The sequence below is a fragment of the Marinococcus sp. PL1-022 genome (assembly GCF_033845285.1).
Lineage (GTDB): Bacteria > Bacillota > Bacilli > Bacillales > Marinococcaceae > Marinococcus.
Window position 1 is genome coordinate 2,196,039 of the sequence record NZ_JAWXCX010000001.1, and the last position, 22,209, is coordinate 2,218,247.

Annotated in this window: 17 protein-coding genes; 2 read left to right on the forward strand and 15 right to left on the reverse strand. The window is 46.8% G+C overall.

From position 1 onward, the window contains the following. Positions 1-33: 33 nt before the first annotated feature. The 3 genes from SIC45_RS11360 to SIC45_RS11370 all read right to left on the reverse strand — a co-directional run bounded on the left by SIC45_RS11360 (position 34) and on the right by SIC45_RS11370 (position 3,989). Positions 34-2,697: an MMPL family transporter gene (locus SIC45_RS11360; protein WP_319632210.1), complete on the reverse strand. Its 2,664-nt coding sequence runs from the start codon at positions 2,695-2,697 to the stop codon at positions 34-36. Then, positions 2,694-3,146: a MarR family winged helix-turn-helix transcriptional regulator gene (locus SIC45_RS11365; protein WP_298788280.1), complete on the reverse strand. Its 453-nt coding sequence runs from the start codon at positions 3,144-3,146 to the stop codon at positions 2,694-2,696. Before SIC45_RS11365 ends, SIC45_RS11360 begins: the two co-directional genes overlap by 4 nt. 117 nt (positions 3,147-3,263) lie before the next feature. Beyond that, positions 3,264-3,989: a FadR/GntR family transcriptional regulator gene (locus tag SIC45_RS11370; RefSeq protein ID WP_319632211.1), complete on the reverse strand. Its 726-nt coding sequence runs from the start codon at positions 3,987-3,989 to the stop codon at positions 3,264-3,266. Between the two features lie 259 nt (positions 3,990-4,248). Here SIC45_RS11370 and SIC45_RS11375 point away from each other — a divergent pair, with 259 nt between their 5' ends. Next, positions 4,249-5,685, forward strand: a complete 1,437-nt coding sequence (locus SIC45_RS11375; RefSeq protein WP_319632212.1) for a carbon starvation protein A — start codon at positions 4,249-4,251, stop codon at positions 5,683-5,685. Between the two features lie 123 nt (positions 5,686-5,808). Next, positions 5,809-6,882, forward strand: coding sequence for an FUSC family protein (locus SIC45_RS11380; protein WP_319632213.1), 1,074 nt, complete (start codon positions 5,809-5,811; stop codon positions 6,880-6,882). A 32-nt stretch (positions 6,883-6,914) separates the two neighbouring features. On the opposite strand, the gene SIC45_RS11385 is transcribed toward SIC45_RS11380, so the two are convergent. From SIC45_RS11385 to SIC45_RS11440, 12 genes are all read right to left on the reverse strand, one after another. After that, positions 6,915-8,555 carry a thiamine pyrophosphate-binding protein gene (locus tag SIC45_RS11385; RefSeq protein WP_319632214.1) on the reverse strand — a complete coding sequence of 547 codons (1,641 nt, stop codon included), beginning with the start codon at positions 8,553-8,555 and terminating at the stop codon, positions 6,915-6,917. A gap of 28 nt (positions 8,556-8,583) precedes the next feature. Further along, a complete protein-coding gene (locus SIC45_RS11390; protein ID WP_319632215.1) occupies positions 8,584-11,388 on the reverse strand; it encodes an EAL domain-containing protein in 2,805 nt (934 codons plus the stop codon). Positions 11,389-11,558: 170 nt separating this feature from the next. Further along, positions 11,559-12,494, reverse strand: coding sequence for an NADP-dependent oxidoreductase (locus SIC45_RS11395; RefSeq protein WP_319632216.1), 936 nt, complete (start codon positions 12,492-12,494; stop codon positions 11,559-11,561). 115 nt (positions 12,495-12,609) lie between these two features. Then, a complete protein-coding gene (locus SIC45_RS11400) occupies positions 12,610-13,104 on the reverse strand; it encodes an excalibur calcium-binding domain-containing protein (RefSeq protein ID WP_319632217.1) in 495 nt (164 codons plus the stop codon). Positions 13,105-13,274: 170 nt separating this feature from the next. Continuing rightward, complete coding sequence (locus SIC45_RS11405) at positions 13,275-14,210, reverse strand: alpha/beta hydrolase (RefSeq protein WP_319632218.1); 936 nt, start codon at positions 14,208-14,210, stop codon at positions 13,275-13,277. 14 nt (positions 14,211-14,224) lie between these two features. Further along, complete coding sequence (locus SIC45_RS11410; protein ID WP_298788296.1) at positions 14,225-14,656, reverse strand: UPF0158 family protein; 432 nt, start codon at positions 14,654-14,656, stop codon at positions 14,225-14,227. A 1-nt stretch (position 14,657) separates the two neighbouring features. Then, a complete protein-coding gene (locus tag SIC45_RS11415; protein ID WP_319632219.1) occupies positions 14,658-15,245 on the reverse strand; it encodes a GNAT family protein in 588 nt (195 codons plus the stop codon). 92 nt (positions 15,246-15,337) lie between these two features. Further along, positions 15,338-16,144, reverse strand: a complete 807-nt coding sequence (tagH, locus tag SIC45_RS11420) for a teichoic acids export ABC transporter ATP-binding subunit TagH (protein WP_298788301.1) — start codon at positions 16,142-16,144, stop codon at positions 15,338-15,340. 59 nt (positions 16,145-16,203) lie between these two features. Further along, complete coding sequence (locus tag SIC45_RS11425; protein WP_298788303.1) at positions 16,204-17,013, reverse strand: ABC transporter permease; 810 nt, start codon at positions 17,011-17,013, stop codon at positions 16,204-16,206. A gap of 33 nt (positions 17,014-17,046) precedes the next feature. Next, a complete protein-coding gene (locus tag SIC45_RS11430; RefSeq protein WP_319632220.1) occupies positions 17,047-18,309 on the reverse strand; it encodes a CDP-glycerol glycerophosphotransferase family protein in 1,263 nt (420 codons plus the stop codon). A gap of 228 nt (positions 18,310-18,537) precedes the next feature. Next, positions 18,538-18,933, reverse strand: a complete 396-nt coding sequence (gene tagD, locus SIC45_RS11435; RefSeq protein WP_022793663.1) for a glycerol-3-phosphate cytidylyltransferase — start codon at positions 18,931-18,933, stop codon at positions 18,538-18,540. 293 nt (positions 18,934-19,226) lie between these two features. Continuing rightward, positions 19,227-22,181: a CDP-glycerol glycerophosphotransferase family protein gene (locus SIC45_RS11440; RefSeq protein WP_319632221.1), complete on the reverse strand. Its 2,955-nt coding sequence runs from the start codon at positions 22,179-22,181 to the stop codon at positions 19,227-19,229. Positions 22,182-22,209 lie beyond the last annotated feature (28 nt).

Here is a 22,209-nt window from a genome sequence, read left to right on the forward strand (position 1 = left end):
AACTCTGCCCCGTTTAAGGGCAGAGCTTCTTTTTTATCGCTGCTGCTTTTGTTTTTTCTTAGGATTCTTTTCTTCCGAATTAAAGCTGATCAGCGCCGGTATTAACAACGGCAGTACAATCAGGCCAAACAGCAGCAGTCCGGTAATGACAACCGTCGCTACTTCGAGAAGCGTAAGCACTCCCGACGGAAGCATTGCCGCGAATGTTCCTGACAAAATGATCGCTGCTGTAATAATTACAGTGCCCATTTTAATCATTGCCGTCTGCATGCCTGTACGCACGCCGGCTTTCGCTTCTTCATTGTATCTGCTTAACAGGAAGATGGAATAATCCACTCCCAGAGCTACAAGCATAACAAATCCGAAGAACGGCACCGGCCAGGCAATACCCGGATAGCCAAATCCGTTCACAAAAATCAATTCTGTCACAGCCATTGCGGTGAAATACGCGAGTACAAGCCCGCCGATAATATAAAGCGGCTGAATAATATTACGAAGCAGAATGATGAGTATCGCAAAAATGCCGATAAGCACGATTAGCACGGTCCGGTCAAAATCACTGGAGCTGACCGACTGCAGATCGCTGTTCACACTCGGTACCCCTCCGTATTCGATCGTCGAATCTTCAAGCGGCGTGCCCTGCGTATTCATTTCTACAACCTCTTTAACCTCTTCTGCGCTTTGGATTGCTTTTTTGGAATAAGGGTCTGCGTTCAATCCAACTTCAATAGTCATGCCATTTTCATTGTCGAATACATAATTGGAGGCGCCGTCCTGAAAGTCTTCATTCTCGATGGTATCCTCCGGAAGGTACACGCCGGTACCTTCAACGTAATTGGCTTCAGATACTTCTCCAGTAAAGGTTTCCGCGCTTTCAAGGCCGTCACTGATTTCCGTGAGCCCGTCGCGGGAATCAGAAACCCCGTTTTCGAGTTCCCCGAGCGTCTCAGTCAGCTGCTCCAGCTCTTCTGTCTGCTGGTCAAGCTCCTGCTGCCCTTCTTCAAGACCGCCTTGAATCTCTGTAATCTGCTGGCTGATTCCGGTCAGCTGCTCCGAAGCTGCTGCCGCCTCCTGAGGGGAAGAAGCATTCGCCAGCTGGGTGCTCACCTGCTCAAGTGCTGTATTTACCTCGCCAAGGCCGTCAGCTGCGTCCTGCAATGAGGAGTTTTCTGTATCGTTGCTTCCCAGCTGCTCCTGAATGGAGCCCAAACCTTCTTCGACATCCTGCAGTCCATTTGCAGTCTCTTCAATGCCGTCGCGGGCATCTCTGATACCAGTGCTCACATCCTCCAGCTGATTGTTTACATAAATATCGTCAATAACATCTCCTGCAGGCCTCGTGGCGCTGCGCACCGCCTCCACCTCTTCAAGATTGGAAATCGAGCGGCTTAAGTCCTCTACATATGCAAGTGTCTCCGGCTCCATTACCGACTCATCCGATTCAATCACGATCTGCATTGGAAGCGCCTGCCCGGAGCCAAGCCCTTCTTCAATTAAGTTAAGTCCGGTAACTTCTTCAGTGTCCTGGTCAATTTCATCAATCGTATCGTAAGACCGCGAATTATCAAATGTTAATAACAGCGGCACCGTCACGACAGCCACAATAAGAATGGCAAGCAGCGGCCGGAACACGGACACGCGGCTCAGCCATTTCCATATTTTACTGTCAGCATGGCCATTGTGAAGCTTCGAGGGCCAAAATAAAGCTTTTTTCAGGGTCAGCATAAAGAATGGCAGAACCGTCCAAAGAATGCCCGTTAACACGACAATACCGACCGCCACTCCGACGCCGGACTGAAAGACGGAGAAGTTGGCGAATCCGATCGCCGTAAAGCCGACAAGCACAGCGAGCGCGCTGTAGACCATCGTCTTGCCGGCTGTTTTGTACGTCTGTATGATGGCTTTTTTATAGTCAAGGCCGGCAGCCAGTTCCTCCCGGTACCTGCTTAAGAGAAGAATACAGTAATCGGTGCCGATCCCAAACAGCACAGCTACCAGAAAAATCTGCGTATAGTTGGAGACCGGAAAGTCAAACCAGTCTACCAAATACGCGATAACCGACTGGCTGATCAGATACGTAAGACCGACTGCCACAAGCGGTACAAATGGAGTAATAACCGCACGGAAAACAACAAACAGCAGCGCTAAAATTAACACTACGGTAATCACTTCCGTACGCTCCAGTCCTTCCTGGCTCGCTTCATTTACCTGCTGATTTAAAAGCGATTCCCCGGTGACGTACATTTCCATATCCGAAGCTTCATTGAGATCACGGATTTCTTCGGCAGCATTAACCGCTGTATCATTGTCTCCTTCTATAGAGATGGGAATAACAACGACATTTTCTTCTGAGGCCACCAGCTGTTCTTCTGTTTCCTCACTGCCAAAGGGATCCGTAACCTCTGAGACCCCTTCAGTGTTTTCTTCTTCAATAGCAGTAATCAGCGATTGAATATTTTCCTGTTCTTGTTCACCAGCCTGATTTTCTGTTTGGATCACAGCGCTGATGGTATTGCCGCCCTCACCATTTTCGTCCAATATTTCCTGAGCCTGGGAGGACGTTTCTTCCTCCGGTATTTGCAGTGTCTCTTTATCAGCGGCCAAATTGGATAAACTCGGGGAAACGACGGTAAGTACTACGGTGAAAATAACTATTAATGCAGCTATCCACCAGCGAAACTGTAGTATTGTTTTCATCTTTGCTGTCCACCTTTTTGCAGTATGCTTCGTATTTTATGAAAGGTCTGGATAAACTGCTCTACTTCTTCCTCGTTTATGTCCTGAAGCAGCTCGGACACATACTCATTGACGAGACGGGTATGCCGCTCATGAGATGCTTTGCCTTCAGCGGTAATTTCCACGTATTTCACCCGCTGATCTTCACTGCTGGGCACAAATTTTACATAGCCGTTGTTTTCCATTTTTTTCAGACGATTGGACAAGGCGCTCTTTCCGACGATCATCATGTTCTGGATTTCTGTCGATGTCATTGGTCCGTATTTCATTAAAAAATCCAAAAGCTCCACCTGTTCCGGAGAAATTTGATTTAATAAATTATCCGGTATTTCGTTTGTTATACGATTCCTGCCGAGAATCATTACTTCTGCGAACAGTTCCACCGCTTCTTCCATTTTTTGATCCTTCATTAGTACACCCCCTGAACTATATAGTAGTTTACCCCCTGAACTTCTATACGTCAAGCATTTGCAGATAATGAACCAAAAATTAATTTTCTACAAAAAAAACGCCCGAAGCCGGACGTATTAATCATTCATATGCTCAATACCTTTAGACAGCACCTTTTCCACGTTCGTTAAATGAGCACTCATTGCTTCTCCGGCTGCTTCCGGTTCCTGCTCATCGATAGCAGTATAAATCCGTTGGTGTTCGTCAAGAAGCCGGCGGAACGAACGTTTTTCTGAAAAGAGCCAGGCCCTTCTCGTTTCATACATTGTTTTCTGCATCGTGTCGGAGAGCCGGCCCATCATCTGTGTTAATAAGGTATTTCCGGAAGCCTCCACGATCGCAAGATGAAAGCGGACATCCGCCTGCTCCCCGAGATCATCGGTCCCGCCTGCTGCCTGCATCATCTGCTCCAGCGCAGTACGCATCTGCTCGAGATCTTCCTCCGAACGACGGACTGCTGCAAGCTCGGAAGCCCCTTTTTCAAGCACATGGCGGACTTCAAAAAGCTCTTTCATTTCCTGTTTTGAAATGAGGGTGCGGCTGTTCATCATTTCTGTAATAGTGGAAAAATCATACTGATTCACAAATGTGCCTTCGCCCTGCTTTATGGTTACAATTCCCACGGCACGCAGGGCGCTTAATGCTTCCCGGACAGCTGAACGGCTGACGTCAAATTTTTCCGAGAGAGTGACTACAGAGTCCAGCTTTTCGCCGGGCTTCACTTCGCCCCGCTTGATCATGTCCTCAATCTTTTCCCGGATGACTTCAGCTATTTTTTTAGTTTCAATACGGTCCATGGTCATCACCCGCTCTTCCTTCCGTTCATTATTTACCGCTATTGTACCACCCACGGAACACTTATACTACGGTTTACCTCTATGATAGATAAGGTCATCACATGGGTAAGACTCGCTTCATTTGAGCGTGGTTAAAATCGCTTTTCATTGCTATGTGAAAAAAGTTTTGTTTTTTCCATGTAGACGATTGTCATTTTGGAAGGAACAAGTTAGAATTTATAACAATGGTTTTCTCCAGTACATTGCAGCAAAGGTGGAACGTTTTATGTTATCTTTCTTTATCGCTATTATCCTGCTAATTGCCGGCTACATCGTTTACGGATCCTTCGTGGAGAAAACGTTCGGCATCAATGACCGTAACAAAACGCCTGCGTACCATAACGAAGGGCATATCGACTATTCTCCTCTCAGCTGGTGGCGCGGCAGCCTTATCCAGCTGTTAAATATTGCTGGCCTCGGGCCCATTTTCGGCGCGCTGCTTGGAGCACTGTATGGGCCGATCGTATTTTTCTGGATCGTACTGGGCACCATTTTCGCCGGGGCCGTACACGACTATTTTTCCGGCATGCTTTCTCTTCGCCATAACGGAGCCCAGTTTCCAGGACTCGTAGGAAAGTATCTCGGGCGTCCAATGCAGAGCTTCATCAATATCGTCAGCATTTGCTTAATGATCCTTGTGGCTGCTGCCTTTATTGCCGGACCGGCTGAATTGATTGCAAGCCTCACACCGCTAAGCTTTCTCACCGCCATTTTTGCTATTTTTGCATATTTTTTACTGGCTGCCCTGCTTCCAATTCAACGGGTCATCGGAAAGATTTATCCTCTTTTCGGCGCAGTGCTTATTTTTATGGCGGTCAGTATTGCCGGTGCCCTGGTGTTTTCAGACGTAACGATTCCAAACGTTACGCTCGCCAATCTTCATCCCGATGAACTGCCGGTATGGCCGATGGTGATGGTGACTATTTCCTGCGGGGCCATTTCCGGATTTCACAGCACCCAGAGTCCAATCATCGCGCGCACGCTGAAAAAAGAATCAGAAGGGCGCAAGGTGTTTTACGGAGCTATGATTGCCGAAGGCATCATTACCCTCATATGGGCCGCAGCCGGCATGGCCTTCTTCGGAGGCACTGGCGGGCTTCAGGCAGCCATAGCCGCCGGAGGCCCGGCCGGCGCTGTCAATGAAATTTCTACGAGCCTTCTTGGCACACTCGGCGGGGTGCTTGCCGTTCTTGGTGTTATTTTGCTTCCTATTACGACAGGCGACACTGCCCTTCGTTCTTCACGGATGATGCTTGCAGAGCTCGTGGCAAACGCTGTATCCCTAAAAGGAAGGCCGCTTTTAATTCTTACTATTATTCCGGTCGTTATTCCGGCTTTGTTTTTATCCATGATCGATTATTCGTTTTTGTGGAGATATGTAGGGTGGACCAACCAGCTCGTCGCTACCGTGATGCTTTGGACCGGCTGCATGTACCTGCTTTATGCCGGCAAAAACCATTTCATCTGCGGCGTGCCGGCGATGTTTATGACAGCTGTCGTCTGCTCCTATATCTTTTACGCCCCTGAAGGATTAGGTCTTCCGTACGGCCTTTCCATGACGATTGGGGCCGTCCTGACTGTATTCGTGCTGGCCTGGTACGTCTTTAAAATAATCTCCGTCAAACGGCAGGCAGCCTACGAACAGGTCGAAAAATCTATATAAATGGTTTTAGCTGCCTGCTGTTGTGGGCAGCTTTTTTTAGTGCAGGAGAGGCTGATGAAAACGCTGCACGTTCATGCTACACTAAATACAGATATGAAATTTTTATAAAGAAGGCGGCTTATCATGCACTACTGGAGAAAAATTAAGCGGCGGTTCATCGGAGGCAGATTGATCAAAACTGGGATAGCTGTTCTGCTCACTGCCTTTATATGCGGTATTTTTGACCTCCCGCAGGCTTTCGCTGTTATTACAGCCATTGTAACCCTCGAACCGACGGCAGCAGCTTCCATACGTAAAGGCGCCCAGCGTCTTCCTGCCACCGTCATTGGAGCAGCTCTCGCTATGATCACCGTTTATTTGTTCGGGCCAACCCCGATAACGTATATGATAGCTTCTGTGTTAACACTTTATTTCTGTAACATGCTGCGTCTCCGGGACGGGATGCTCGTTGCAACGATTACGGCAGTGGCAATGATCCCCACAGCGAGCGATCATTATTTTCTGACTTTCGTAGAACGAGTTGGCACGACGTTTATCGGCCTTGCGATCTCTACAGTTATTAATTTAACGATTCTTCCTCCAAAATTTTCTTCTTTGCTTGCAGAACAGAATCGGAAAATGTTCGTGGAGACCGCTGAAATTTTTGAACTGCGTCTTGAGGAAGTAATGAACGGCCGGCGTCCATCTGCACAGGTCATGGATAAATACCATCAGCTGGAGAGTGACCTGGAGCGGGCCATCCAACTCTCTTATTACCAGCAGGAAGAATGGAAATATCATAAAAAAAAGGATGTAGAAGCAAGAAGATTTACCCGGGAGCAGCGCCAGCTCCATTTTTTAGAACGCATAAGTTATCATATTAACCGTTTATTCAATTTTGAGACAGATGACTGCACGTTTACGAAAGAAGAGGTGCAGTTGATTGGTGACATTATTCCTGCGATGTCACAAACAATTCATCACTTCGGGGAACGCATCTCTGATGAGCAGTTCAGGTTGATTGAACGCCTTGACCGGTGCTTCTGGAAAAAACGCCAGCATGCATCGCGGCCGAACATAAAAAAATATCATCATCATTTTTCTACAGACGTCATTATTATCTTTGCCCTCCTGTCCATTCACGATGTCCTCGAAGAGCTCGAAGAACTTCATTTCCCCGAACAGCCCGAACAACAGCAAACGCCCCGGCCTTCCTAAGGCACGGGGCATTTATTTATCAGTTTTTCTTTTTAGGATTTACTGAAGGAGGATAAAAATTTCACTCTGTCTCCCATTGGAGGAGTCTGTTCATCAATAAGCTGAATTTCCAGCACAGCCGGAGAATTGTCTGAACAGAGGCTTTGATAAAGCTCAGGGGTAATATCATCCATGGAACGGACCGTGGCATACTTTACCCCCATCTGTTCTGCAATAGCTGCCACCGGTACCATCGACTGTTCAAAACGGTCATGCATTCTTCCGTATTGAAGCCGGTGCCCGTGATACACCATTCCGAGCCTGGCATTATTCATCACAATGAAAAGAATAGGCAGCTGATATTCTTTGGCTGTCAGTACTTCCATCCCATGCATAAAAAAGCATCCATCTCCCGTAATACTTGTAACGAAACGATTCGGCTCGGCGAGTTTTGCTCCAAGCGCATTGGAAATGCCCGAACCCATAGCACCAAAATGGACGTTGATGTCATACGTATCCGGTTTTTTCACGTCCATGTAATGGATCACATAGCTCATAAACTCTCCGATATCCACCGTAAAAAGCGTATCCTCCGGCATCTGGGACTGGAGCTGATGAAGCACGTTCTGGGTTTCAAATTTTTCGTTTACAGCTTTCGGAGGAACACCTGTCCACTGAGGCCCCGCATCGTTTTCTGCCGGAAGACGAAGCCGCCTGTTTATTTCTCCGATTGTCGTACGCACATCCCCAAGCAGGGAAATATCCACTTTATACTTGCGGTCAAATACCGTCGGGTCATGGTCAAGCTGAATCACAAAACGATCGGCAGTCAAAGCAGGATTCCAGTTGTTCGTAGCCGTTTCTCCGAGACTCGATCCTATGACAAATACAATGGAATGATCGCTGTTTTCCATTACTTCCGTAGCTGTTTCATGCCCGGCAAAGCCGTACACACCACACGCATTTGGGTGATCCGACGGTACAAGCCCTTTTGCCTGAGGCGTAGTAACAACCGGCCAGTCCAAATAATCCACCAGGTTCATAACTCCGGGTAAGGCGTCTCTGGCTCCCTGGCCCAGGAAAATGATTCCCTGACGATTACTGGAGAGTATGCGGGTGGCTTCCGCCACATTGCTTTCAACCGGGGACAAACGGCGTTTCGCCGGATATTCGGGCAGCTCAGTGCTGCCTTCTAGCATAGATAATTGAATATTGATCGGGACCGCTACATGCACGGGGCCGGGTATGCCGGCGAATGCTTTACATACCGCCTCCTTGAACACTTCACGCACTTCATGGATGCTTTCCACCCGACGGCTGTATTTGGTCACCGGAGTAAACATTGGAACAACATCAAGCTCCTGGGAAGCATTCAGGCCAACCGTCGATGTCGGCACAGAGCCGGTAATAAAAAGCACAGGAGTCTGCTCCCGCATTGCATTAGCTGCTCCGGAAAGAAGGTTTGTCGCCCCGGGTCCGCTGCTTCCTATACATACACCCAGATTACCCGAGCGCTTCGCGTAGGCGGAAGCCATATAACCGGCCGCGCCTTCATGCTTTGTAACAACAGGCGTAATTTCGTCATGCTCATACATTTTATCAAAAAGAGCATTCACCGATCCCGCCGGTATACCGAAAACATAGTCCAGGCCACCCTGCCGCAAATAATCAATTATCCACTGAGCTGCTTTCATTCTGTTTTATTCCCCCTACTAATTTTTACTAGTTATTACAAAATCCAGGGATTTTACCCGCCTGTACTGGTTTACTATACAGGAAACCCTGAACTAAATCACAATTGTTCGCCTGCAAAAACTTCTGTTGTTCAAGCGTTTCCACCCCTTCGGCGATCACATGAAGGTTCAGACTGTGAGCAAGAGCAATAATCGTAGTTGTAATAGGGGCGGAGCTGTTTTCTGATTTAATATCATCAATAAATACTTTATCAATCTTTAGTGTATCAATTGGAAATTCTCTGAGATACTGCAGGGAACAGTAGCCGGTGCCAAAATCGTCTATTGAAATACGGACTCCGATACTTTTTAGTCTTTTCATGGTCGTGACCGTTTCTTCAGTGTTTAACAGCAGCGTATTTTCCGTAATCTCAATTTCTAAAAATTCTGGTGCAAGTTCCGTCCGGGCAAGTACCTCTTTCACGGTATCAACCAGCCCCTCCCGCTGAAACTGCTGTGCGGAAATATTTACCGCTACACGCAGGCTGCAGTGGCCCTGCTCCTGCCAGTTTTTCGCCTGGGAGCAGGCCTCCTCTAAAATCCATTCGCCGATGGATGTAATTAAGCCGGTGTCTTCAGCGATTGGAATGAACTCTGAAGGAGCTATTTTTCCGTGAAGCGGATGATTCCAGCGCACCAGTGCTTCCACGCCGATAACGATATTTTTACTTAAACGCACCTGCGGCTGGTAGAACAATTCAAGTTCATTGTTTTCGAGCGCCCGGTATAAATCATTTTCAAGCCGGATTTTTTTCATGTCCGGCCCCATCTGTTCAGACGAAAACGCCCGGTACGTATTGCCGTTCATTTCCTTCGCTTTATGCATGGCCGAGTTGGCATTCTGGATTAAATCATCCGCCAAATGACCGTCCAGCGGGAAAAAGCTGATACCGATACTCGGTTTTACATATACTTCTTCCCCCTCGAGATAAAACGGATTGCGGAACACACGCAGAATCTGTTCTGCAGTAGATGTAGCCTGCGCCATGCTATCAAGCCTTGGAAGAATTAAAATAAATTCGTCTCCTCCCTGGCGGGCCACAGTAGCTGCCCCGCTTACCATTTCCTGAAGCCGGTAGGCAACTTCAGTTAATAATTCGTCTCCTCCGGCATGGCCGAAACGGTCATTGATTTGCTTAAAACGGTCCAGGTCGAGAAATAATACAGCAATTTCCTGATCATGCTCCTTGGCTTCCCGAAGCGTCTGACTCAGCCGATCATGCACGAGCATCCGGTTCGGGAGACCGGTCGTTCCATCATAGTACGCGTAGTATTCAATACGCTGCTCCATTTCTTTTCGTACCGTAACGTCTCTGACCGTTAATACGTACCCGACCACTATACCTTCTTCAATCTGGCTTGAAAGAGTGTACTCAAGCGTTACAAGTCCTTTTTCAGGATGGCTCATATACGCTTCCCCGCTCACCGGCTGCACAGCATCCGATGCCAGATAAGACGCAAATATATCAGAAAGTGCGCCCTCTTCATTTTCTACATGCTCAAGAATTTCATCATAGGACTGAATGCTGTGGAACAGCTGGGTGTCCGTTTCAAGCATATGCTCAGCTGCTTCGTTGGAAAACATGACGGTGCCCTCCAGCGAAAATCCGATAATACCTTCATCCACCGTGTTCATAATCAGCTCTTTTTCCGTATTGATTTTGCGCATCTCCAAAATCAGCCGCTGGAGCTCTTCATTCTTGCTTTGTATTTCCTCGGTCCGCCGCGCAATAATGCTTTCCTGGCTTTCAAGGTTGTATAAATGAATCAGCACAGGCGCAGTGGCATTAACAATGGATTCCACCCGGCGCTGCTGGGCTTTGGTATATTCGGCCGGCTGTTCTCCGAGATGAGCGACTACGATCACGCCAAGAACACGGCCAACAGAAATCATCGGCACCATAAAAATACTCTTGATATTAAACACATCGCAGATTTCCTGGAATATCCTGTTTTCTTTTGCAACATCCTCGACAAAAAGCGGTTGTTTTGTTTGAACGACCTGCTGAAAAAGCTTATCGTTCGTCTGGTCCATCTGCATTCGCTCGTGAATGTTTAACCATTCATTCTGTTCAAAATCACTTCTTCGGCTGAGCTTTGAAGGCATGACTGTTTCTTTGGAAACAGGATCAATGATATGAAGACTAACATTATGATTGTTCAGCTCGTCCCCGACATGATTAAAGCAGACATCAATCGCCGAGTCGGATGTCTGTGAATGGGCAAGCTGTTCCATCACTTCGATAAGGGTCTGCTTTTCATGCAGAAGCTCCTCAATGTTGTGCATCGCCTGGCTGTTACGAATGGCTACAGCAGCCATGTGTACATAAGCTTCCACTGTTTCAATTTCAGATTCGGTTAAATTCATCGGCACTCCGTAATCAAACAAATATACGAGTCCGAATAATTCGTCCCCGTGGGAGATTGGAACTGTAAGCACCGACCGGATCTGGAAGAAATCAATCGTTCTGGCATCCGGCCTGTTATCTTTAGATGTATCAGCAATATAGATGGACTGCCGGGAATCGATCACTTCCCTGGCCAGATGGTCCACCTGCGGGTCGACCACATGCTGGTCTATAGTCATACCGCTCAGCACTTCCGGCTTGCTGACGTAGCCTCTGTAAAACTCCCTGTCCTCCGGGAGGTAAATACCAACCGCATCGCATTGGATAATTTCTTCTGATATAGCTGTTACGACGTGTTCAAGAAGTGTTTTAATGTCTAGATTGGCATTGATCAGTCGTGTAATCCTAGCAAGACGCGTATAACGATTGTGTTGTCCGTTTGACATCGAATCGCCCCTGTCTGTCGATGATTCCAAAGCTTTTATCTATATTATGCACTAATATTTCAATAGCAGGAAAATTTTTTCTTTATTAAAGTCCTATTTTTCTCTGCTATCCCCCTGTTATGTAGAGGACAATCCGTCTCCCTCCGGAAACAGAAAGCCCCATTATATCTCTAGCGGACCTTAATGACTATTTTACCACGGGCACGTCCTTCTTCGCTTTCTCTATGTGCTGCCCGAAGACCTTTTTCTGAAAAATTATGCTTGCTGTTAATTTCCACACGCAAAGCACCCTTATTATACAGTGACGTTAAACGTTGAAGTTTTTCGCCTTCTTCCTGCAGCCATACAAACTGGGCAGTCACACCAGCTTCTTCTGCTTTTTCCTGGGAAGGCGGGCCAGCAACCGATGCAAATCTTCCACCGGTACGGAGCACGCGGAAGCTTTCCTCATGGACACTTTCTCCCACTGTATCTAATACCATATCATAGTCTGAAAGTATATCCACTACATTTTCTTCCTCGTAATTGATCGCCACATCAGCGCCCATCTGCTTCAAAAATTCCTGATTTCTGCCGCTTGCTGTAGCCGCTACATAGGCGCCCATGTCTTTAGCTACCTGTATCGCAAAATGGCCGACACCGCCAGAACCGCCCTGAATAAGCACTTTACTGCCTTCAGTGATTTCTCCAAATTCGAGCAGGCACTGCTGCGCGGTCATTCCAGCGAGTGGAATCCCGGCTGCCTCCTCGTAGGACATAGGCTCCGGAATAGCTACTAATAGGTCTTCATCCACCAATGTCTGTTCTGCATAAGTACCGCGTCCCGTTAATTTTGGCCGCGCAAACACTCTGTCCCCCGGCCCGAAGGCAGTGACGTCTTTTCCGGCTGTGCGTACAACGCCTGCTACGTCCCATCCTAAAATAATAGGAAATTCGAAAGGGATGTCATCTTTCATGTTTCCTTCCCGCAGTTTCCAGTCGATCGGATTGATGGAAGTGGCATACACATCCACGAGCACCTGTCTGTCCCCGGGAGCTTCCGCTTCCATTTCTCTTTCCACCAGTTCATCGGCGCTGCCGTACTGTTCGATTACAATTGCTTTCATTATGAGCCTCCTCTCCTACATTCCTCATACCTTTTACCTCTTTAAATGAAACACGCAATAAAGAACCGCCGCACCTCGAGGCGCAGCGGTCAGGGAACAGGATATGCGATAGTAATTAGTGGGACGTTACCCGTCTGCGTACAAGCAAAAGAGCTCCCAGACCGGCGACAGCTGTTCCCGCCAGAGCCCAGGCTGGTTGATTTGTAGCTGTTTCCGGCATTTCTCCGCCTTCTTCTGCAGATTCTTCAGTCATATTTTCATCGGAAGCTTCTTCTTCAGTAGTCGTTTCTTCTGTAGTGCCTTCGTTGGAGGAAGAGGTTTCTTCTTCAGTAGTAGAAGTCGTTTCTTCTGTAGTGTCATCATTGCTGGTTGTAGCTGAAGTATCGTCGCCTTCTGGTAATGATTCACATGCTAGACCATCTTCATCGTAACCATCCAACCGCTCCGGATCATTCTCTGCAGTATAACCCTGATCCTCAAAATACTGCTGCGCTTCTTCATGTGTTTCAAAGTCTTCACAATCTTTGTCCGTATCCGCCGATACCGGCGCGGAAATCCCCAATGAAATTACCCCTGCGCTGAATAGACTCACTAGCCATTTTTTTGACACACAAATTCCTCCTCATTTAAGTACATATACCTATCCCCCTACTATTATCTTAGGCAATTATTTGTGAAATAACAATATTTTTTTGTATTATATGTAAATTAAATTTACATATAATACAAAAATCCCCCTGTATGCTTTTTATACAGGAGGAATTTCTTATTATTTTTCAATTATTCCGCCAGCACGTCTTTCACAGGCTCTAACGCCGCGAGAAGCTCTTCATCCACCTCGGGGAATGCCCTTGTCCAGTGCAGGAAGCCGTGAATCATGCCTTCTGCCCGGCGAAGGCTGACCTGTCCGCCATTTTGATCAATAGCTTTGGCAAACGCCTCTCCTTCATCCCGCAGTACATCATTTTCTGCAGTAACGATATGTGTGGGCGGCAATTCACCAAGGCGTGTAAAGGCAAGCGGGGCAAGATATGGATTATCCTCGTCTTCCCCATCAGCATACTGTTCCATAAACCATTCCAGATCCCGCAACGACAAACCATACCCACCGGCAAACATATCGACCGAAGGAAAATCATGCTCTCCGCTGACGCTTGGGTAAAAGAGCAGCAGGGAGGCAATCTTCGGACCGTTTTCCTGCAGCGCACGTATAGCGGTCACGGCCGCCAGGTTGCCACCGGCACTGTCTCCGGCAAGAGCGATTCTTTCTACATCCAGATTATGCGGATCAGCGTTTTCCACCAGCCATAATAATGCATTGTACGCATCATCCGGCGCTGCCGGAAACGGATGCTCCGGAGCCAGCCGGTAATCCACGCTCACCACTGCGCAGTCCGATTCTTTGGCGATAGCCCGGCAGATATGATCATGGGTACCGATATTTCCAATGACAAATCCGCCTCCGTGATAATAGACGATAGTCGGGTAGCGGTCCATCTCAGTATCCGGGTAATAAATACGAAGCGGTATTTCCCCGTATTCACCCGTAGTCATTACATCCCGAAGACCGCCTGCTTCATCGACGTTAACATGGGAGGTGATAACGTCAATACTGTCGTTGAACTGTCCCCGGGCTTCGACCGGTGTCAGCTCGTGCATCTGCATCATGCTTTCCTGCTCTTCTAAAATTGCCTGCAGTTCTTCGTGCACAGCCATATTATCTGCCCCGCTTACTCATCTGCTGCATGGATCGCGTGCTTTTCATTCAGTTCATTGTAATCGAGCTGAAGCAGCTGCAGCCAATCCTGCACATATTTTTTGGCATTGTCCCGTTCGAACTGCTCCCATTCATTTTCGAGTCCGAATTCCTCCACCTGTTTTTCGAAGGATAAGAAACGATCCTCTTCTTCCAATGCTTTTTGAAGGGACTCCTCTTTATCCTCCGGCTGCTTCGAGGCGAAATCCTGCATCAGCCGTGTACTTTCCGCTTTTGTAATCGTCGGGATAGCCACAAGATTCGCGCTTTCCTCCGAACTCCAGGAAAGCGGCGTATCCTCTGATACTGTTTCGACAAATACCAGCCCGAGCTTTTTATCCAGAACGAACATAAACTCATCAAACTGCTGCAGGTATGCTTCTACTAAATCATCCATCAATGCCATATTATTCGTGCCCCTTTTTCTTGATTTCAATTCTTTCCGTTAATTTCGCTTTTACCTCCGGCCATTCCTCTTTTATAATGCTGTAGACAGCCGCATTGCGTACACGTCCGTCCGGTAGTTTGCGCTCATTGCGCAGAATGCCTTCCTCAAAAGCGCCCAGTTTTTGAATAGCTTTTCTGGCGGCCTTGTTCTGTTCATCTGTTTTAAACTGTACACGAACAACCCCCAGTGTTTCAAACGCATATGTGAGAAGTAAATATTTGCACTCCGTATTTACGCCGGTAGAGCGCACGCTTTCGCTGTAGTACGTAGATCCAATCTCTGCCGTTTTCCGCTGCGGGGAAATATCATAGAGTCTGGTCGATCCAACGATCGCCCCGTCCTTCTTTCTTTTCACAATAAACGGCATCGTATCTCCCTGCCGTTGCAGCTTTAGAGCTTCTTCGACAATCAGCCTCATATCATGTTTATTATGCATCTTTCTTGTCATATATGTCCAATTGGACGGCTCTGAAGCGATTTCAAACAATGAATCTGTATGTTTTTCCTCCAGCAATTCCAAATCAAACTGCTCTCCTGTTAACCGCAATGTATTAGCTCCATTCCTTTTAATCGGATGTATTTATCATATCATTCCAGACCCTGCGCCAAAAGTAAAAAGCAGCATCACCCGGATGCTGCTTACTGTGATACCGCCCGGACAGCGCTCTGCTTTTCAAAGCCCCGGTTCCGGAATGCTTTTTTCTCTTTCGGGGTAAAAGCATTATATTCTTTCAGGAAAGCTTCATATTGTTTTAATATTTCGGAGGCTTCTCCTTCAGCTCTTACTTCGCCAAATTCCAGCCAGAGTATTTTATTGCAGAATTCTTTCATCTGCGTCAATGAATGGCTGACAAAAAACATCGTTTTCCCGCGCTGCTTAAATTCGTGCATTTTATCCAGACATTTTTGCGCAAAGGCTTTGTCCCCCACTGATAAAGCTTCGTCTACGATAAAAATATCCGGATTGACTGTGATCGAAATAGCGAAGCCGAGCCTTGACTTCATCCCGCTCGAATACGATTTTACCGGCTGGTCAATGAACTGCTCAAGCTCGGAAAACTCGATAATGTCCGGCTCCATCTCCCGGATTTTCCGCTTGGAAAAACCGAGCATCAGGCATTTCAGCTCGATGTTTTCCCGGCCGGAGAGCTTTGCGTTGAGTCCGGTGGAAACGGAAATCATCGCAGCCTCCCCATTTGTCTTTACGGAGCCCTTCGTTGGCGGGATGGTCCCGGCAATAATATTGGAAAGAGTTGATTTTCCGGAGCCGTTGACTCCTACGAGCCCAATGATATCCCCTTTGTCTGCTTTAAACGAAACATTGTGCAGCGCGTAAAACTCTTCCCCATAGCTTTTTGGCAGAAGCAGATCCTTCAGCCGCTCGGCATGCGTATCATACAGCTTATATTTTTTTGAAACGTTTTTGACTACGACGGATTTTTTCATTTGTTCTCCCCCGTCTCTATCCTCATTGTGTGATTTATAAAACTATCCGTACTGCTGGTCTACAGAAAATCCACAAAGTGCCGGCGGAAGCGCACGTGCAGTACAGCTCCAATACTGAAAAGCACAAAAACCAAGGCCCAGAAATAAAGGGTGTAGCTGGCGTTTGTGATGAAGTACCATTCCCCGTAAAAGAAGCTTGCCCGGTACCCCTCCACCAGGTAGTACATCGGGTTGATCTTCATCACAGGAATCAGCCAGTCAGGCAGCCGGTTATCCATCGGCCACAGTATCGGGGTTAAATATAAAAACACCCGGATTGAAGATTGTATAAATACTTGAAAATCCCGGACGATCACTGTGAGCGTGGAGGTGATCATTACCACGCTGATCACAAGCAGAATGGCCGCCAGAAGAAAATACGGAATTTGAATATAATACACGCTGATCGGATGCCCGGCAAACTGCATGTAAACAATTGTGATCGCAAGCAGCGCCAAATGCGGGAAAAGTCTTGAGATCACCACATAGGCCGGAATGATGCTTGTTGGAAAATTCATTTTGGAAATCATTTTTATCTTTGAAAAAATAGCTTTTGAGCCATTGGTTACTCCCGGCTGGATAAAAAACCACAGAATAATGCCTGCAAGCATCCAGGTAAGAAAAGGAATACCATCCACGTCGCTCCGCTGGCGGATGCCATATCCAAAAGCAAACCAATAGATGGCGATAAACAGAAGCGGACTGATAATTTCCCAGAAGGAACCAAGGTAATTGCTTTTGTTTTTTATTTTTGTTTCATATACCGCCAGCCGGTTGATCAGCGGAATGCTCGTCCATAATTCTTTCGCTACGGTTCGTACTGCATTCATATTGTTTCCCTCTTTTATCCTCTGCCCAACTAATTAATTTGCGTTGAACACTTTTTCAACCACACGCTTGGCCGCATAGCCATCTTCCCACTGATTGAACTGCTCTTCAAAATCGGCTACTTCTTTATGGTAGCGTTCACGGATAGTTCCGCTGTTTTCTACTTCTTCGATGATTTCTTCAGTATTCATGACCAGCGGCCCCGGAGCTTCCTGCTCAAAGTCAAAATAGAAGCCGCGCAGCTTGTCCCGGTAGCTGTCGATGTCATACGTATAAAATATCATCGGGCGTTTTAAAATGCCATAATCAAACATCACAGAGGAATAATCTGTAATCAGCACATCGCTGACCACGTAAAGATCCCGGATGTCCTCATACGCAGAAGCATCAATCGCAAAATCTTCATACCCTGTAACGTCCAGATGATCAGACACGAGATAATGCAGACGCAGAAGCAGGACATACTCGTCTCCGAGGCGACGGCGCATTTCTTCAAGATCCATTGAAAGGGTGAATTTGTATTTTCCAATAAAATAATATTCGTTGTCCCGCCATGTCGGAGCATACAGGATCACTTTTTTATCTTCCGGAATGCCGAGGTTTTCCTTGATCTGCTCTACATCCGACCCTGAATAATGATGCAGGTAGTCGTTTCTTGGATACCCGGTTTCAAGCAGATTATGCCTGAACTCAAACGCCCTCCGGAAAATCTGGGCGGAATAAGGGTTCGGGGCTACAAGATAGTCCCAGCGTCCGGCTTCAAACAGGAAGTTTCTTTTGTATTTTTCCGTCGTCGTGCCCGGCATCGTTACTTCATTCATGTCTTTGGCAAGTTTTTTGAGTGGTGTGCCGTGCCATGTTTGAATATAAACCGTTTTGTCCGGCTTTGGAATCCATTTTGGCAGCCGGCTGTTAAACACCCAGTACCGGGCACGCATCAACACAATAAACCATCGGAAGGAAAAGCGTTTGATTGTTTTCAGGCCCCGTTCATCAAAAAGCTCTTTGTACCGGTGGTCAATGCTCCAGTAAAAACGGAGCTTCGGATAATCCTGCTGCATTTGTTCATAAATCGCACGCGGATTACAGCTGTACTGCTTGCCGAAAAAGCTTTCAAACACGATAATGTTTTCATTTTTAGGAAGCTTTCCAAGTACGGAAAGAACCGCTTTATAAAAGTTTTTGCCGTTACGCAGTCTTTTAATTTTTTTCCATCGTTTCGTTATTCGTTTTTTCGCATTTTTCCATGAGCGTTTGAATTTCTTTTTGTATTTTTTCGTCCATTTCTTTTTTGCCATTATCGTCCCTCAATTTTTTTAAAAGTTCGTATTTTGGGTGCTTTGCTGCGCACCTTGTTCCATTCTATCAAAAAAGAGCTTAACAAAAACGACAAACTTACAAAACAGGTTTAAGTTTTTGTAAATCGTTGTTACTTTTGATGGCAACAAAAAAAGGGAGAGAACATTTCTCCCTCCCCGTCTGCTCAGGTTCTCCGCTTAGGCAGGCGAAGCCTCTTTGAGTGAAGATTAATAGTTTACGAGCAGTAATTCTTTTTTGATTTTCGTTGTCGAGATGTCAGCCGTACGCGGCAGATACACTACTTCACAATACGGGCGGAGGAAATCGAATTTCCCGTGCCAGTCGTCACCCATTACAAAGGTAGTAATGTCGTGATCGAGTACGTCATCGATTTTCTGCTCCCAGTTTTCTTCCGGGATGACTTCATCTACATAGCGAACCGCTTCCAAAATCAGCTTACGCTGTTCATACGTGTAGTATGCTTTTTTGGATTTCAAGTCATTGAATTCGTCTGTCGATATTGCTACCACCAAATAATCTCCAAGCTCTTTAGCTCTGCGAAGAAGATTAATATGCCCCCAATGCAGCAAATCGAACGTGCCGTAAGTCAATACTTTTTTCATAGTAGTGCCCCCCTATATTCCGTTAATTTTTACTCTGTATTTTACTCTTCTACACAAATAATTTTCTCAACAAATTCTTCATTAAAAATTTACATTTATCAACTTGACGCGTTAATTGTAACACATATATCCTTCCAAATATGTCGTCTAATCATGGGAAGTGGAAGGAACTTTCTATAAAACTATGTGACAACCGTGATATCGTTCACATTTTTTCACATATTTAATGGTATTTCAATATAGTTTATGGGCTGTTTTGCTCCACAAAAAAGAAGCAGAATGGCTCTGCTCCTTCAGCTGTTTTCTTTTTCAAGCTCTTCTGCAGCCTGAAATATGCGCGCTGCATTCTGCTTATCTGAGTAACTGAAAATCATTTTTCTGTTTTCGCTTACCGCTTTTTTTTCGGTCCACCCACGCTTCAAATGACGCCGCAGACTTTTCAGAAGCTCTTCCTCCGAATGAACAACATCTCCAAGAAAAGTCTCTTCAAGCGGCCGCAGACTTCCACCCTGGAAAAATCGTTTCGTATCGAAATGATAATAGATGACCGGCTTCTGCATATACGTAAAATCAAAGGATACGCTCGAGTAGTCGGTGATCATCAGCATGCTTTCCTTTAACAGCTGCTGGACTGTTTTTGCGCCCAGTTTGACTACTTCGATTTTATCACTGTTAATTTTATCAAAGGCGTTCGTGTACTGCTGCATCCGGTAGTGCGGGTAAAACTGCAGCACTACGTCATTTTTCTCTAAAAACCGGTGCAGCTTCGGATTTTCCAGAAAGCTTTTGTACCGGCGGTAATATTCCGACTCCAGAAAGGTCTCTTTGGAATGCAGCCATTCCCGCCAGGTCGGAATAAAAATAATTTTCCGCTCCGCCGGCACGCCCTCAAGAAGATTATCAAACCTTGAAAGACCTGTTACCTGTACGGTCTCTTCGTCGTAATGCATCTTTTTCATTACCATTTTCTTTTCACTTTTCGAGCTGACACAAAACAGATGAAACGGGTATTTATAGTATTCCCGGTTATATTCCACACGCTTTCGTCCAAGCACGCCGTGCTGCAGGAAAACCCGCAGGCCGTTCCGGTAGGATTCCATTAGCGGCCCTTTAAACGGCAAAAAATATTCAATATCATGTGAGCCGAAAAAGGCAGTGGCCTTAAGGCAGACGTCCACGTGATCATCGCTTCCGATAATCAGAACATTCCCAAGCTTTTCCACAGCTTCCCGGTCCATGGAATCTTCCTCGATCGCATAAAACACTGCCATTTCGGGGTGGGCAGTCCGGCAGTATTTGAAAAAATGATACCCTGTATCCTGTGCAGTATCCGGCCGTTCCCCGATAACCCACACCGCAGGCTTTTTCCCGGCCTTTTGCATTCTGGCGTTTTCTTCCCGCAGCTTTAGGAAATGCTTACGGGGATACGTGGTCGTTTCTATTTTCACATTTCCCCGCGGCGTATAGGTCACATACCAGGAAACCGCCCGATCTCCTTCTTCAAGCACCCATGAATGCAGGATTTCATCTTTATAATAAATAAAATCTTTTTTCCCAAGCTTTCGCTCGTGTACAAATTCCCCGGCATGCAGGCGGATATGCATGTCCAGCACAGCCTTATCGCCGTGAAGCGGGCGGAAATCCTCGAAAGCCGCTTCCGCTTCAAAATGCACCCAGTTATCCTTCAGGTACTGGTTTTTGACCGAAAAGTGATGCTCCTCTTCCGTTTCCCGGTTTTTCACTACTACAGCTACCCGCTGCCTCGGCCGCAGATTACGTGTCAAAGTTGTAAAACGGGCCTGCCCTTCAATAATGAATTTCCCGTTCTTTACCTTCATCGACGTAATGTCCTTGGCGATGTCGATTTCATCTATGGAGAAGGCGACACGTTTACTTGTCGTCCGGTAAAACTGGTGGCGGTAGATTTTGTCCTGATGATACCATTCAAGCTTTGTATTTTTCACCAGGCTCCTGCTGTTGGAACGAAGCCGGTAGTCAATCTTCTCCCCATGCCTGGTCACACGAAGATAGAGATCCGACCGCCCAAGCCTGTAGGGATGTTTTCCTCTCCCGGCTTCATTTTTAAATAAATCCGTCACTTCCCCGTGAAAAACGTATTGCGCCTGCCTGGAATGCAGTTTATATACATGCACTGGCACGGAAGCTTCTTCATTGGTGTCTCTGTTTTTCCATACGAGTTCCCATGCGTCCGGAGTGTAGCGGTTCCAGTAAAGCGTACCCCGGAAATGGATCGTGCCCTGTTCGTAGCTTGCACGAACCGTATATAGTTTGACGTTTTCTGTCTGAATCATAACCGAAGCCGAATAGTTCTGGGTCCGGTACAGCCGGAAGCTGACCGCCCCTTTTTCATAATGGGGAGCATACCACTTGGACGCTTTCGCCATATCCCTGGCCGGCATATGAAGGCGATGCCGCCATAATGGCTTCTCGCTGGCATCTGCGATATAAAAATCCCATACACCAGTGAAATGGCTTGAAGCATCAAGATCTACATTCGATGACCACCATTTATCGTTTTTCCATTCAACGGGGTAGTAATATTTCTTTGACTCTCCACGCTTTTTAAGAATCAATTGAAGCTTTGAGGGCCAGCCGTTGGCTTCAAGCAGCTGCTTTGAAGCCGTGCCGAGCAATAACCAGCCCTGGTCCACGGCTTCTATATCCATCAGATATGCAGGAAAGAGCTTCACTTTTTTTCCGGAGGGCCTGGTAACTCTCAGTTCCAGATTGTTAAATTTATTAACCACCGGCCTGAACAAACAACCCTTTTCGTTTACGCTGATTGTTCCCTTCTGCAGCCAGGTCGTCCCGCTCCTTCCGGTTTTCAGGCGAAAACGAATTCCTTCCCGCCGGTTCGAAAGCACCGCCCAGCCAATCGCTTTAAAAGGAATAGCAGTCGTCAGCTTTTCAAGCAGCACATAAGGCACATAGCCTTCAAACGTTGAAAAGCTCCGTCCGTTTCTCACATCGGCCGCGAAAAAACGAAGCGGTACCCTAATCCGGTTTTCCCATTCCGGCCCCGCTGCCCATTCGATAAAAGAGTACTCTTCTTCGATACGCTTTGGCAGCCGGTCATCTCCAATTTCAATACGGATGGTTATACCATGGTCATCTCCAAGCCATTCCTTCGTCCGGCAGCTGTACTGCTTTTCCTTCCACGGCGACTGTCTTTTCTTCAGCTGCTGCACTGGTGTCCGGTAATGCGTTTTTATCGCTGGTGCCTTCATCTCGACGCTCTCCTCTGTGGTCAAACTC